A 14,082-nucleotide genomic window follows, 5' to 3' on the forward strand; every position below is an offset into this window, starting at 1 on the left:
AGGCCCGCGCCGCCCTAGCGGGAGACGTGCTGCGTCTCGGTGAACTCGGCGTCGCCCTCGTTCCAGCGCATGACCACCGCGAACGCGCGGCCGTCGCCGAGTGCGCCCATGAGCGGCCAGGAGAACTCGCCACGCGGCACGATGTCCGGGGCCTCGTCGCCGTACAGCCGGGGTGGGTTCCCCTGACCGGCGAGGCTGCCGACGCTGACCCGCACCCGCTCGGCCTTCGCGGCCCCGGCGTTGGTGACGACCAGTCGCTCCCGCCGGATCCGGTACTTCACCGCCCCGCGGTCGTCCCGGTACTGCTCCCGCTCGCTGTCGTACCGGGCGCGCAGCACCGCGTGTTCCCGGCCGCTCGTCCGGCGGGGCGGCGCACCGAGACCGAGCAGGTCGAGGTCGGCCTCGATCGCCTGCCGCACCTGGTGCCCGAGGTCCTCCGGGCTGGCGTACGTGCCGAGCAGGCCGAGCTTCGACAGGTGCTCCTGGAACGCGCGCAGGGCCCGCACCTGCCCGAGATCCGCGTCCCGCGGGATGGGCTCGTCGGAGAAGTAGACGTGCACCGGCTTGCCCGCGGCGTGCGAGCGTTCGATCTCCTCCGCGGTGCCGGACACCGCCGCCGTCGTGGCCATGCCCAGCCGCGAGTCGAACAGGGCGATCACGATGTCGGCACGGTCGACGAGTTGCTCGTTGATGATGCTCTGTGCGCTCCCACCGAGCCGGGGCACCGCGTTGGTCTCCCACCGCCTGGGTAGCAACACCACCTGTTCCCGCTCGGCCCGGGCGGCGTTCCAGCCGTGCAGGGCCTCGGTCACCGCGTCGCGTTCCGCGCTCGTGTCTCCCGGCGATGCGATCAGGACCCGCAACACGTGTGCGTCGAAGGGCATGGCGACCAAGGTAGCGGACCGGGGCACGCCGCCGGCCGCTCCCGCGCCACGCCCACGCCGCGCGGCGCCCGGGCCCGTCATCGGCCCGTCCCGGGCCGGTCAGCAGGGCGCGTCGGCCCGGTCCAGGAAGAGCAGCTGGGCCCGCTTCTCCGGCAGGTCCACCTGCGGCCCGGCCACGAACCCGGAGCGCAGCAGCCGCCTGATCGCCCGCTCGTTGCGCGCGTCCGGCTCGACCACGATCCGGCGCCGGTCCGGATCGGACAGGACGAAGTGGAGGATCACCCCGATCAGGGCCGCGGTGAACCCGTGCTCGGTCGACGACGGCGGACCGAGCAGCAGGTGGATGCCGTAGTCGCCGGGGCGTACGTCGTAGCACTCGCCGACCGGGTCGGCGTACGGGTCGTACGTCTGGAGCAGCGCCACCGGCGCCCCGTCCCGGTGCATCAGGTACGCGTGGTGCGTGGGCAACGAGTCCAGGTACCGGTAGATCTCCTCGACCCGTTCCCGGTCGGCGTCGAGCATCCCCCAGAACCGGGCCCGCTGCTGGGTCACCCAGCCGTGCAGCAGGTCGATGTCGGTGCCCGGGTCGACCGGCCGGATGGTCACCGTCCCGAACCCGGGCACCTCCCGGGCGTACCGGTGCGGGTCGGCGGCGGGCGTCGTGGCGGTGCGCTGTTCAGTGCTCATCTCGCTCCTCGGTGAGGCGGTCCCAGTCGGTGATCACCGGGACGAGTTCCCCGGTCAGCCAGAGCGGCTGCTGGTCGTGGTGGTGCGGGTCGCCGGGCACGCCGGAGGCGCCGTGCGGCACCACCCAGCGGCTCTCCTCGCGCCGGGCCAGGTCCCAGACGTACCGGGCGACCGGCGCGCGCAGGCACGCGTCGGTCACTCCGGGCACGCTGGAGGTGGCCAGCACGCAGTCGTGGTCGCCGGCCAGCTCCGGTCCCGGCGCGCCGGCCGGCTCGGGCAGCGCCCGCCACGGCGCGAGCCGGTGCCGCTCGCCCCAGCGGACGGCGCCCGGGTCGGCGGCCACCTCCTCCACCGCCGCCCGGACCAGCGCCGGCCGGTCGATCTCGGGCAGCCCGAGGCGCAGCAGCGACTCCAGCGCGTAGCCGACCCGCGGGGTGAGCGCCAGCCAGGGCCGGAACAGCTCCGGGTACGCCGGTGGGTCGGCGAGACCGGCCAGCGCGGGATGCGCCGCGAACCGGCGGACCACCGCGGCGCGCAGGGCGGCGAACGCGGCGGCGTCGACGCTGTCGGCGTCCATCCGGCAGTCCCAGCGGCGCAGCCGCTCGCGCAGCGCCCCGGCCCGCGGGCCGAGACCGGTCAGCCCGTCGAGCAGCGCCAGCAGCGGCTCGGCCGAGGCCAGGTAGGTGTCGGTGTGGACGCGGGCCAGGTCCCCGGCCCGCCAGCCCGTCGACGCGTCGAGCAGCGCCCGGATCCGCTCGGCCCGGTGCGGCGGCGCGAACTCCACCCCGAGCGGCGCGGCCAGCCCGCGCTGGTTCGCCATCACCGCGACGCCGTCGACCTCGGCGCGGGGGAGCGGCGCGTGCCAACCCCGCCAGGCGTGCCGCGGCTCCCAGGCCGGCACCACCCGCAGCCGGTTGTCCGGATGCCGCACCGGCACCGCGCCGGCGACCCGGTGCAGCAGGCCGCCGGCGGTGTCCGCCGCCTGCACCACGTTCACCGGCTCCACCCAGTGGTCGAAGGCGGCGTCCACGTCGGCGACGGTGCGCGCCCGCAGCAGCGCGGGCAGCGCGGCGAAGCCGAGGTTCCCGGTGACCCGGGGCGGGTAGCGCAGGCTGACCGCCGGCTCGTCGTCGGGGCCGCCGGCGATGACCGGCCCGCGCTCGGTCTCCACCACCTCGACCTCGACCGGCGCCGCCCCGGCCACCTCCACGGTCTCCAGGTGCGCCCGCGCCGGCCGCCAGCCGTCCGGCCCGTACGCCTCCACCGCCGTGCCGCGCCGGCGCAGCCGCTCGGCGTACAGGTCCTGGTAGTCGGCCATCGCGTTGGTGATCGACCAGGCGACCTCCCCGGCGTGTCCGAAGTGGCCGATCCCGGGGACTCCGGGCACGGCCAGCCCCAGCACGTCGTACTCCGGGCAGGCGAGCCGGACCTGCTGGTAGATGCCGGGGTCCTCGACGAAGCGGTGCGGGTCGCCGGCGAGCAGCGCCGCCCCGCTGGCGGTCCGCTCCCCGGCCAGCAGCCAGCCGTTGCTGCCGGAGGTCGCCGGCCCGTCGGTGTGGAAGAGGGTGACCGCGGCGGGGCCGAGCCGGCGGGCCACGTGCTCGCGCCACAGCTTGCCGGGTAAGCCGGCGAAGAGGATGTGGTGGGTCAGCCAGAGGGCCAGCGGGGTCCACGGCTCCCACCGGCCGGGGCGCAGCCCGGTGGCGGCGAACTCCGGGGCCCGGGCCGCGCCCGTGGCGAGCCCGGCGTTTACCCCGTCGACGTACCGGCCGACCCAGCCGGCGGTGGCCGGGTCGAGGGCGGCGTGGCAGCGCCGGGCGGTGTCGGCCAGCCGGGCCCGGCGGGCGAAGACGTCCCACTCCACCGCCTCGGCCCCCAGGAACGCCGCGCTGGTGCCCTGCGACCGGTGCCGTTCGACCTCCAGTTGCCAGGCCCGGTCGACGGCGGTCGTGCGGCCCTGCGCGAACGCGAGTTCGTCGGCGCTCTCCGCCCGCAGGTGCGGGATGCCCCACGGGTCCCGGAACACCTGCACCCGCCTGCCGGCGCGCGCCGGCCCGGTGGCCGCGCCGCGCCGCGCGGTCCGGTCGCTCACGACACGGTCGCCGCGGCCCGGCGGCGGGCGGCGGGCACGACCAGCGGGGTGCCCGTCTCCGGGTCCGGGATGACCCGGCAGGGCAGCCGGAACACCTCCTCGACCAGCTCGGCGGTGACCACCTCGGCCGGCGGCCCGGCGGCCACCACCCGCCCCTCGCGCATGGCGATCAGGTGCGTCGCGTAGCGGGCCGCGTGGTTGAGGTCGTGCAGCACCGCCACCAGGGTGCGGCCCTGCTCCTCGTGCAGCCGGGCGCAGAGATCCAGGATCTCGATCTGGTGGGCGATGTCGAGGTAGGTGGTCGGCTCGTCCAGCAGCAGCAGCGGCGTCTGCTGGGCCAGCGCCATGGCGATCCAGACCCGCTGCCGCTGCCCGCCGGAGAGCTCGTCGACCGCGCGGTCGGCGAGGTCGGCGACGCCGGTGGCGGTCATCGACTCGGTGACGATCCGCTCGTCCTCGCGCGACCACTGGCGCAGCAGCCGCTGGTGCGGGTAGCGGCCGCGGGCGACCAGCTCGGCCACGCCGATGCCGTCCGGCGCGATGGACGACTGGGGCAGCAGCCCGAGGGTACGGGCCACGCTGCGCGCCGAGCGCCGGTGGATGTCCTCGCCGTCCAGCAGCACCGCCCCGGCGGCCGGCCGCAGCAGCCGGGACAGCGCGCGCAGCAGGGTGGACTTGCCGCAGGCGTTCGGGCCGATGATGACCGTGAACGACCGGTCCGGCACGGCGACGGTCAGGTCCTCCGCGACGGTGCGCCGCTCGTAGGCGAGCGTCATCGCCTGGCCGCTGAGCCGGTGGGGCTGCATGGTCGTTGCTCCGTTCTGGTGAGTGGTCGTCACAGCCGGCCGGCCCGGCGTTCGGTGGCGAGCAGCCAGACCAGGTAGCCGCCGCCGATCACGCCGGTCACCACGCCGACCGGCAGCTGGTGCCCGCTGAACGCCCGCTGCGCCAGCTGGTCGGCGGCGACCAGCAGCGCCGCGCCGACGGCCATCGCCGGCAGCAGGTTCGGCCCCGGCGCCCGGGTCAGCCGCCGGGCCAGGTGCGGCGCGGTGAGCGCCACGAACGACACCGGCCCGGCCGCGGCCGCGGCCAGGGAGACCAGCAGCACCGCCGCGCCGAGCAGCAGCAGCCGCACCCGCTGCACCGGTACGCCCAGCGCGGTGGCGGTGTCGTCGCCCAGCTCGATCATCCGCAGCGCCGGCGCGCAGCCGAGGAACACCGCCGGCACCAGCACCGCCAGCGCGACCAGCAGCGGCAGCGCGTTGACCCAGCCCCGCCCGTCCAGGCTGCCGGTGAGCCAGAGCACGGCCCGGGCGGCGTCCATCAGCGGGGCCCGGGTCAGCAGGTAGCCGTTGACGCCGGTGAGGATCGCGGTGACCCCGATGCCGACCAGGATCAGCCGGTAGCCGGGCAGGCCGTGTCGCCAGGCCAGGGCGTGCACCAGCACGCCGGTGGCCAGGCCGCCGGCCACCGCGGCCGCGCCGAGCGCCAGGCTGCTGCCGCCGGCCACGACCACCAGCAGCGCGCCGGTGGACGCGCCCTGGGTGAAGCCGAGCACGTCCGGGCTGCCCAGCGGGTTGCGGACCAGGGACTGGAAGACCGCGCCGGCCAGCGCCAGCGCGGCGCCGACGCAGACGGCGGTGACCAGCCGGGGCAGCCGCAGCTCGGTGACGATGAAGTCCTCGGCCGGGCTACCGCCGCCGGCCAGCGTGCGCAGCACGTCGGCGGCGCTCATCGGGTAGTCGCCGCTACCCAGGGCGAGCACGCCGAGGGCCGCGGTGAACAGCGCGCAGGTGGCGCCGACCACCAGCGCGCGGGGGCGCAGGCGCAGCGACAGCCCGCCCGGGGTACGCAGCAGGATCACGGGTGGGCCACCCTTCCGCGCCGGATCAGCCAGAGGAAGAGCGGCCCGCCGAGCACCGCCGTGACCATGCCCACCTGGAGTTCGCCGGGGCGGCCGAGCACCCGGCCCAGCACGTCGGCGCCGAGCAGCAGCACCGGGGCGAGCAGCGCGCAGTACGGCAGCAGCCAGCGCAGGTCCGGCCCGGTCAGCGCGCGGACCAGGTGCGGCACCAGCAACCCGACGAAGACGATCGGGCCGCAGGCCGCGGTGGCGGCCCCGCAGAGCAGCGTGATCGCGGTGATCACCACGCCGCGGATCAGCGCCGGCCGCGCGCCCAGCGCCCGGGCCGAGTCGTCACCGAGGGCCAGGGCGTTGAGCGGGCGGGCCGCGACCAGCGCGACCAGCAGGCCCGCGCCGATGAACGGCAGCACCCGCAGCACCGTCGCGGTCTCCGCGGTGGCCAACGACCCCACCGTCCAGAACCGCAGCCGGTCCAGGGACGCGGCGTCGAGCAGCATCACCGCGCTGACGTACGAGTAGAGGGTGGCGTTGAGCGCCGCGCCGGCCAGCGCCAGCCGGGCCGGGGTGGCCGCCCGGCCGCCGCCGACCGCGTACACGCCGACCGTGACGGCGGCGGCGCCGAGCAGCGCGAACCAGACGTAGCCCCCGACCCCGGTGACGCCGAGGAAAGCGGCGGCGGTGGCGACCGCCGCGGCGGCGCCGGCGTTGATGCCGAGCAGGCCCGGATCGGCGAGCGGGTTGCGGGTCAACGCCTGCATCACCGCGCCGGCCACCCCGAGGGCGGCGCCGGCGAGCAGGCCGAGCAGCGTCCGCGGCAGCCGCATCCGGTGCACGACGGCGTACTCGGCCGAGTCGGGGTTGAGCAGGCCCTGCCACACCTCGGCGAGCGGCAGCTGCTTCGCGCCGACGGCGATGCTGAGCACGGTGACGGCGGCGAGCAGCAGCAGGGCGGCGACCAGACCGGCGGCCCGTAGCGCGGCACGGCCGCGACGGGGCGGGGCCGGCGCCGCGGGCGGCGCCGCGGTCAGGCCACCGCTGCGTGGTGACTGGATGACGGACAGTGTGAACTCCGGTGGGGAAACGCCGATCGGGACTTGACAGCAGATTAGGTTAGGTTAACCTAACCGCGCTGTCCATGGTCGCCTCCCGACCCTGATCGAAAGACGACTTCATGTCTGATCCCGTGTCCGCTCGTCGCCTCTCCCGCCGTGGCCTGCTGGCCGGCGGTGCCGCCACCATCGCCGTCCTGCTCGCCGGCTGCGGACGCGACGGCGACTCCGCATCGCCCGCCGCTGGCAACGGTTCCGGCCCTTGGTCGTTCACCGACGACCGTAACGAGAAGGTCAGCGCCGGCAGCCGGCCGTCCCGCGTGGTGGCCTTCACCGGCACCGCGGCGGCCCTGGTCGATTTCGGACTCGACAAGCAGGTGGTCGGCGTGTTCGGGGAGACCAGGCGCACGGACGGCACGAAGGACCCGCAGGCCGGCGACCTGAACGTGGAGAGCGTGGAGATCCTCGGCAACGTCTGGGGCGAGTTCAGCGTCGAGAAGTACGCGGCCCTGCGCCCGGAGCTGCTGGTCACCCACATGTACGACCCCGGCGCGCTCTGGTACGTGCCGGACGAGAGCAAGGACAAGATCCTTCCGCTGGCGCCCAGCGTGGCCGTCACCACCGCCCGGGTGCCGATGACCACGCCGATCGAGCGCTACGCCCAGCTCGCCGAGTCGCTCGGCGCCGACCTGTCCGCGAAGAAGGTCACCGACGCGAAGGCGCGCTTCGAGGCCGCCGCCGAGTCCGTCCGCCAGGCGGTCAGGGCCAACCCGGGCATCAAGGTGATGGCCGCCTCCGGCAGCCCCGACCTGTTCTACGTCTCGAACCCGAAGGTCAGCACCGACCTGATGTACTTCGCCGAACTCGGGGTCGACATCGTGGTGCCGACCAAGCTCGAGGCCGGCGACTACTTCGAGGCCCTCAGCTGGGAGAACGCCGGCAAGTTCCCGGCCGACCTGATCCTGCTGGACAACCGCGGCACCGCGCTGCAGCCCAAGGACCTCACCGCCAAGCCGACCTGGCAGCAGTTGCCGGCGGTCAGGGCCGACCAGGTCACCCCCTGGGACGCGGTGCCCCGCTTCTCGTACGCCGGCGCGGCGCCGCTGCTGGAGAACCTGGCCAAGGCGATCCTGGCGACGAAGAAGGTCAGCTGATGACCGGCGCCACCGCCGAGGCGCTGGCCGCGCAGTACCGGCTCTACGCCGCGCACGTCGTGGACGTGCGGCGGATCGGCGGCTGCCTGATCCGGGTCACCTTCGGCGGCACCGACCTGGCCGGGTACGCCGGCGGCGGCCGGGACCAGAGCGTCTCGCTGTTCCTGCCGCACCCGGGGCAGCCGGCGCCGGTGCTGCCGGAGCCGGGCGAGCCGGACTGGTCGGCCGCGTACCGGGCGATGGACCCGGACGTGCGGGCGGTGATGCGCTCGTACACCATCCGGGCGCACCGCCCCGAGCAGTCGGCAGTGGACATCGACTTCGTCAGCCACGGTGACACCGGCCCGGCCTCCCGGTGGGCCCGCCGGGCCCGGCCGGGGGACCGGGTGGTGCTGCTCGGCCCGGCCGTGGCGGAGAACCGCAGCGTCTGCTTCCGCCCGCCGCCCGGCACCGACCTGGTGCTGCTGGCCGCCGACGAGACCGCGCTGCCCGCCGTCGGCGGGATCCTCGACTGGCTGCCCGCCGGATCGCGGGTCCGCGCCTGGATCGAGGTGCCCGACGCGGCGGACATCCAGCAGCTGCCCACCGCCGCGCAGGCCGAGGTCAGCTGGGTGGTCCGGGGCAGCACCCCGCCCGGCACCGACCTGCTGGTGGACGCGGTCCGCGCCGCCCGGCTGCCGGCCGGCACGACGTACGCCTGGGTCGCCGGGGAGTCCGCGATGGTCCGCGCGGTGCGCCGGCACCTGGTCGGCGAGCGCGGCCTGGACCGTCGCCGGGTCACCTTCACCGGCTACTGGCGCCGCGGGGCCTCGGAAGAGGACCTGCGCGCCGAGGCGCTGGCCGGCGCCACCGCCTGACCCCACCGCGACCACCGCCGAACCCGTCCCACCGCCGCCCTGGCCGCCCGCGCACCGCGCGGGGGGCGGGTGCCGGCTGCCCACAACCACCGCCGTCCGCAACCGAGCGTGGAGGACCTGCCCATGAGTCTGCCGGGACACACCGTCGAGATCGTCACGGCCAGCCCCGGATCGACCGCCGCCCGGGCCCAGCTGCTGAACGACGGGTCGGTTGAGCGATATCGCACGGCGGTCGCCGCCGGCGTGGACCGGGTGGCCCGCCGGGTGGCCGCCGTGGACCGCCCGTTCACCGGCGTCACCCCGGCCGAGCTGGCGCCGCGGATCGGGGCGATCGACCTCGACCGCCCGCTCGGCGACACCACCGCCGCCCTCGACGAGCTGGAGGAGGTCTACCTGCGCGACGCCGTCTGGTTCCACCACCCCCGCTACCTGGCCCACCTCAACTGCCCGGTGGTGATCCCGGCGCTGCTCGGCGAGGCGGTGCTCAGCGCGGTGAACTCCTCGTTGGACACCTGGGACCAGAGCGCCGGGGCGACGCTCATCGAACGCCGGCTGATCGACTGGACCGCCGAGCGGATCGGCCTCGGCCCCGCCGCCGACGGCGTCTTCACCAGCGGCGGCACCCAGTCCAACCTGCAGGCCCTGCTGCTCGCCCGGGAGGAGGCGCTCGCCTGCGGCGCCCCGGCGGCCCGCCGGGACCTGCTGACCCGGCTGCGGGTGGTCGCCTCGGCGGCGGGCCACTTCAGCGTCCAGAAGTCGGCCACCCTGCTCGGCCTCGCCCCGGACGCGGTGGTCACCGTCGAGACCGGACCGGACCGCCGGATGCGGCCCGAGGCGGTACGCCGGGAACTCGACCGGTGCCGGCGCGCCGGCCTGCCGGTGATGGCCGTGGTCGCCACCGCCGGCACCACCGACTTCGGCACCATCGACCCGCTCGACGGGATCGCCACCGTCTGCGCCGAGGCCGGGGTGTGGCTGCACGTCGACGCCGCGTACGGCTGCGGCCTGCTGGTGTCGCCGACCCGGCGGCACCTGCTCGACGGCATCGAGCGGGCCGACTCGGTGACCGTCGACTACCACAAGTCCTTCTTCCAGCCGGTCAGCTCCAGCGCCCTGCTGGTGCGCGACGGGCGCGTGCTGCGACACGCCACCTATCACGCCGACTACCTCAACCCGGCCCGGATGGTCGTGCAGCGCATCCCCAACCAGGTCGACAAGAGCCTGCAGACCACCCGCCGGTTCGACGCGCTCAAGCTCTGGCTCACCCTGCGGGTGATGGGCCCGGACGCGGTCGGCGCGCTCTTCGACGAGGTGCTCGACCGGGCCGCCGACGCCTGGGAGCTGGTCAGCGCCGACCCGCGCTTCGAGGTGGTGACGCGCTCGCCGCTGAGCACCGTGGTGTTCCGCTACCTGCCCACCGGCGCCGCCCGCGACCTCGCCGACGGGGCCAACCTGCACGCCCGGGAGGCGCTGGCCGCCTCCGGCGCCGCCGTCGTCGCCGGCACCACCGTGGACGGCCGGCAGCACCTGAAGTTCACCGTGCTCAACCCGGCGACCACCCGTGACGACGTCGCCGCGGTGCTCGACCTGATCGCCGAGCACGCCGGCCGGTACGTGCACGCCCACGCCGCCGCCCGGCCCGCCGCCGACCTCACCTGCCAGGTCGGCTGACCACCGTTCCCGCGACCCGCGCCTGGAGGCCGGATGTCCACCCACGACTTCATAGCGATCGGGCTGGGCCCGTACAACCTGGGCCTGGCCTGCCTGACCGCGCCGATCACCGAACTCGACGGGCTCTTCCTGGAGGCCCGTCCCGACGTCGACTGGCACCCCGGCATGCTGCTGGAATCCGCCCGGCTGCAGACGCCGTTCCTGGCCGACCTGGTCACCCTCGCCGACCCGACCTCGCCGTACTCGTTCCTCAGCTACCTCAAGGAGACCGGCCGGCTCTACCCGTTCTACATCCGGGAGAACTTCTTCCCGCTGCGCGTCGAGTACGACAACTACTGCCGCTGGGCCGCCGCCAAGCTCGACAACCTGCGCTTCGGCCACCGGGTCACCTCGGTGACGTACGACCCGGCCGACGAGCGGTACGTGGTCACCGCCTCGGTCGCCGGCACCGAGGTCGTGCACCGGGCCCGGCACCTGGTGCTCGGCACCGGCACCCCGCCGTACCTGCCGGACGCCTGCGCCGGGCTGGCCGGCGACGCGATCCACAACTCGCGCTACCTGCCGCACCGGGACGCGTTGAAGGCCAAGCGGAGCATCACCGTGGTCGGCAGCGGGCAGAGCGCCGCGGAGATCTACCACGACCTGCTCGGCGACATCGACGCGCACGGCTACCAGCTGAACTGGGTCACCCGCTCGCCCCGGTTCTTCCCGCTGGAGTACACCAAGCTGACCCTGGAGATGACCTCACCGGACTACGTGGACTACTTCCACGCGCTGCCCGAGCCGACCCGCTACCGGCTGGAGGCCGAGCAGAAGGGGCTGTTCAAGGGGATCGACGCCGACCTGATCAACGACATCTTCGACCTGCTCTACGCGCGCAGCGTGCACGGCCCGGTGCGCACCCGGCTGATCACGAACACCGAGCTGACCAGCGCCGCGTACGACGCCGCGACCGGGACGTACACCCTCGGGCTGCGCCAGGTGGAGCAGGGGCGGGACTTCACCCTCGACACCGAGGGGCTGGTGCTGGCCACCGGCTACCGCTACCGGGTGCCGGAGTTCCTCGCCCCGGTGCACGACCGGATCCGCTGGGACGGCCACGGCCGGTTCGACGTGGCCCGCAACTACAGCATCGACCACACCGGCCGGGGGATCTTCCTGCAGAACGCCGGCACCCACACGCACAGCATCACCTCGCCCGACCTGGGCATGGGCCCGTACCGCAACTCCTGGATCATCCGGGAGCTCCTCGGCCGCGAGCACTACCCGATCGAGAAGAGCATCACCTTCCAGGAGTTCGGCGCGCCGGCCGGGGTGGCGTCGTGACCGCCGTCGTGCACACCCGGGTCGACCACCGGCTCGGCGAGCTGGCCCTGCGTACCCTCGACCCGGACGCGGACGCCGCGCTGCTGCACGGCTGGGTGACCCACGCGAAGGCGGCGTTCTGGATGATGCAGGACGCGGACGTCGCCGCGGTCACGGCGGAGTACCGGCGGATCGCCGCGCACCCGCACCACGACGCCCACCTCGGGCTCTGGCGGGGCCGGCCGGCGTTCCTCGCCGAACGGTACGACCCCGCGCACGTCGAGCTGGCCGGCCGCTACGACCACCGACCCGGCGACGTCGGCATGCACTTCCTCTGCGCCCCCACCGACACTCCGGCGCACGGCTTCACCCGGGCCGTCATCACCACCGTCATGGAGTGGCTCTTCGCCGACCCGGCCACCCGCCGGGTGGTGGTCGAGCCGGACGTGCGCAACACCGCCGTGCACGCGCTCAACGCCGCGGTCGGCTTCACCGTCGTCGGCGAGGTGACCCTGCCGGCGAAGACCGCCCTGCTGAGCGTCTGCACCCGCGAGCGGTTCCGCGCCGCCACGGCCGTGCCTGGTCCCGCCGCCGGCCGCGCCGCCCCCGATCCCGCCGCCCGCACCGAAGGAGTACCGGCATGACCGCCCGCGCCGTCGCCGCCCACCTGACCCCGGAGAACTGGGCCAGGGCCAACCGGCTGCTGGTCCGCAAGGCGCTCGCCGAGTTCGCCCACGAACGCCTGCTCAGCCCGGAGCCCGACGGGCCGGACCGGTACCTGGTCCGCAGCGACGACGGCAGCGTGACGTACCGGTTCGCGGCCCGGGTGCTCAGCCTGGAGCACTGGCAGATCGACCCGGAGAGCATCACCCGGCACCGCGGTGAGGACGAACTGCCGCTGGACGCCGTCGACCTCTGCCTGGAGCTGCGCGGCGCGCTCGGTCTCAGCGACCGCGTCCTCCCGGTCTACCTGGAGGAGATCACCTCCACCCTTGCCGGGGCCGCGTACAAGCTGGACCGGCCGGCGCTGCCGGCGGCCAAGCTGGCCCGGGCCGACTTCCAGACCGTCGAGACCTCGATGACCGAGGGGCACCCCTGCTTCGTGGCCAACAACGGCCGGCTCGGCTTCGGCATCGACGAATACCACCGGTACGCCCCGGAGGCCGCCGCGCCGGTCCGGCTGGTCTGGCTGGCCGCCCACCGCGACCACTCGACCTTCACCTGTGCCACCGACCTGGACTACGACACCCTGGTGCGCGGGGAACTCGGGGCGCAGACCCTGGCCGGCTTCGCGGAGACCATGGCCGAACTGGGTCTGGACCTGGCCGACTACCACCTCATCCCGGTGCACCCGTGGCAGTGGTGGAACAAGCTCGCCGTCACCTTCGCCGGGGAGGTCGCCCGGCGGCGCCTGGTCTGCCTCGGCGAGGGCCCCGACGAACACCTCGCCCAGCAGTCGATCCGCACCTTCTTCAACGTCACCGAACCGCACCGGCACTACGTGAAGACCGCGCTGTCGGTGCTGAACATGGGCTTCATGCGGGGGCTCTCCGCCGCGTACATGGAGGCGACCCCGGCGATCAACGACTGGCTCGCCGACCTGATCGCCGGCGACGAGGTGTTCCGCGCCACCGGGCTGACGATCATCCGGGAGCGGGCCGCCGTCGGCTACCGGCACCCGCAGTACGAGGCGGCCACCGGCCGGTACTCCCCGTACCGCAAGATGCTGGCCGCGCTCTGGCGGGAGAGCCCGGTGCCCGCCCTGGAGCCGGGCCGGCGGCTGGTCACCATGGCGTCGCTGCTGCACACCGACCGCGACGGCCGGTCGTTCGCCGCGGCGCTGATCGCCGGCTCCGGGCTGGCCCCGCGGGTGTGGCTGCGCCGCTACCTCGACGCCTACCTCACCCCGCTGCTGCACAGCTTCTACGCCTACGACCTGGCCTTCATGCCGCACGGCGAGAACGTCATCCTGGTCCTCGACGACTGCACCGTGCAGCGGGCGATCTTCAAGGACATCGCCGAGGAGATCGTGGTGATGAGCCCGGACGCGGAGCTGCCCCCGGCGGTGGAGCGGATCCGCGCCGACGTGCCCGAGGAGATGAAGCTGCTGTCGGTCTTCACCGACGTCTTCGACTGCTACCTGCGCCACCTGAACGCCATCCTGGTCACCGAGGGGGTCTGCGACGAGGAGACCTTCTGGGGCGTGGTCGCCGAGTGCGCCACGGACTACGCCGCCCGGGTCCCGCACCTGGCCGACCGGCTGCGCCGCTACGACCTGTTCGCCCCGGAGTTCGCGCTCTCCTGCCTCAACCGGCTCCAGCTGCGCGACAACCAGCAGATGGTCGACATCGCCGACCCGTCGGCGGCCCTGCAACTCGTCGGCGCCCTGATCAACCCGATCGCCCCTTACGCCCCGACCACCGCCGGGGCGGCGCCGGCCGCGGCCTAGGCGTCCGACCGTCCGGCGGCCGACTCCGGTCGGCCGCCGGACGCCGTCGGTCCCTCACCCTTCCCTCCGA

The 14,082-nt window shown here is 74.7% G+C and carries 12 protein-coding genes; 6 read left to right on the forward strand and 6 right to left on the reverse strand.

The window, feature by feature from the left end; translation table 11 throughout:
• Nucleotides 1-14 precede the first annotated feature (14 nt).
• The 6 genes from AC1WTP_RS04430 to AC1WTP_RS04455 all read right to left on the reverse strand — a co-directional run bounded on the left by AC1WTP_RS04430 (nucleotide 15) and on the right by AC1WTP_RS04455 (nucleotide 6,633).
• The gene (locus AC1WTP_RS04430) at nucleotides 15-884 is read right to left on the reverse strand and encodes a hypothetical protein (protein ID WP_481647964.1); all 870 of its coding nucleotides are present in this window, start codon (nucleotides 882-884) and stop codon (nucleotides 15-17) included.
• 99 nt (nucleotides 885-983) lie between these two features.
• Nucleotides 984-1,571, reverse strand: a complete 588-nt coding sequence (locus tag AC1WTP_RS04435) for a GNAT family N-acetyltransferase (protein ID WP_481647965.1) — start codon at nucleotides 1,569-1,571, stop codon at nucleotides 984-986.
• Nucleotides 1,561-3,603 (reverse strand): penicillin acylase family protein, encoded by a 2,043-nt coding sequence (locus AC1WTP_RS04440; RefSeq protein ID WP_481648088.1) that lies wholly within the window; start codon nucleotides 3,601-3,603, stop codon nucleotides 1,561-1,563. The genes AC1WTP_RS04435 and AC1WTP_RS04440 overlap by 11 nt, the downstream gene beginning before the upstream one ends.
• A 56-nt stretch (nucleotides 3,604-3,659) precedes the next feature.
• The gene (locus tag AC1WTP_RS04445) at nucleotides 3,660-4,439 is read right to left on the reverse strand and encodes an ABC transporter ATP-binding protein (protein WP_447137754.1); all 780 of its coding nucleotides are present in this window, start codon (nucleotides 4,437-4,439) and stop codon (nucleotides 3,660-3,662) included.
• Nucleotides 4,440-4,498: 59 nt separating this feature from the next.
• Nucleotides 4,499-5,527, reverse strand: coding sequence for a FecCD family ABC transporter permease (locus AC1WTP_RS04450; RefSeq protein WP_481647966.1), 1,029 nt, complete (start codon nucleotides 5,525-5,527; stop codon nucleotides 4,499-4,501).
• Entirely contained in the window at nucleotides 5,524-6,633 is a 1,110-nt protein-coding gene (locus tag AC1WTP_RS04455) for a FecCD family ABC transporter permease (RefSeq protein ID WP_481648089.1), read from the reverse strand. Before AC1WTP_RS04455 ends, AC1WTP_RS04450 begins: the two co-directional genes overlap by 4 nt.
• Nucleotides 6,634-6,698: 65 nt before the next feature.
• On the opposite strand from AC1WTP_RS04455, the gene AC1WTP_RS04460 reads away from it, so the two are divergent.
• The 6 genes from AC1WTP_RS04460 (at nucleotide 6,699) to AC1WTP_RS04485 (ending at nucleotide 14,012) form a co-directional block, all read left to right on the forward strand.
• A complete protein-coding gene (locus tag AC1WTP_RS04460) occupies nucleotides 6,699-7,730 on the forward strand; it encodes an ABC transporter substrate-binding protein (RefSeq protein WP_481647967.1) in 1,032 nt (343 codons plus the stop codon).
• Complete coding sequence (locus tag AC1WTP_RS04465; RefSeq protein WP_481647968.1) at nucleotides 7,730-8,587, forward strand: siderophore-interacting protein; 858 nt, start codon at nucleotides 7,730-7,732, stop codon at nucleotides 8,585-8,587. Before AC1WTP_RS04460 ends, AC1WTP_RS04465 begins: the two co-directional genes overlap by 1 nt.
• 123 nt (nucleotides 8,588-8,710) lie before the next feature.
• Nucleotides 8,711-10,258 carry a pyridoxal phosphate-dependent decarboxylase family protein gene (locus tag AC1WTP_RS04470; protein WP_481647969.1) on the forward strand — a complete coding sequence of 516 codons (1,548 nt, stop codon included), beginning with the start codon at nucleotides 8,711-8,713 and terminating at the stop codon, nucleotides 10,256-10,258.
• A 33-nt stretch (nucleotides 10,259-10,291) separates the two neighbouring features.
• The gene (locus tag AC1WTP_RS04475; RefSeq protein WP_481647970.1) at nucleotides 10,292-11,584 is read left to right on the forward strand and encodes a lysine N(6)-hydroxylase/L-ornithine N(5)-oxygenase family protein; all 1,293 of its coding nucleotides are present in this window, start codon (nucleotides 10,292-10,294) and stop codon (nucleotides 11,582-11,584) included.
• Nucleotides 11,581-12,207: a GNAT family N-acetyltransferase gene (locus tag AC1WTP_RS04480; protein ID WP_481647971.1), complete on the forward strand. Its 627-nt coding sequence runs from the start codon at nucleotides 11,581-11,583 to the stop codon at nucleotides 12,205-12,207. Before AC1WTP_RS04475 ends, AC1WTP_RS04480 begins: the two co-directional genes overlap by 4 nt.
• Complete coding sequence (locus AC1WTP_RS04485; RefSeq protein ID WP_481647972.1) at nucleotides 12,204-14,012, forward strand: IucA/IucC family protein; 1,809 nt, start codon at nucleotides 12,204-12,206, stop codon at nucleotides 14,010-14,012. Before AC1WTP_RS04480 ends, AC1WTP_RS04485 begins: the two co-directional genes overlap by 4 nt.
• Nucleotides 14,013-14,082: the final 70 nt, after the last annotated feature.

The sequence above is a fragment of the Micromonospora sp. R311 genome, from assembly GCF_056780015.1.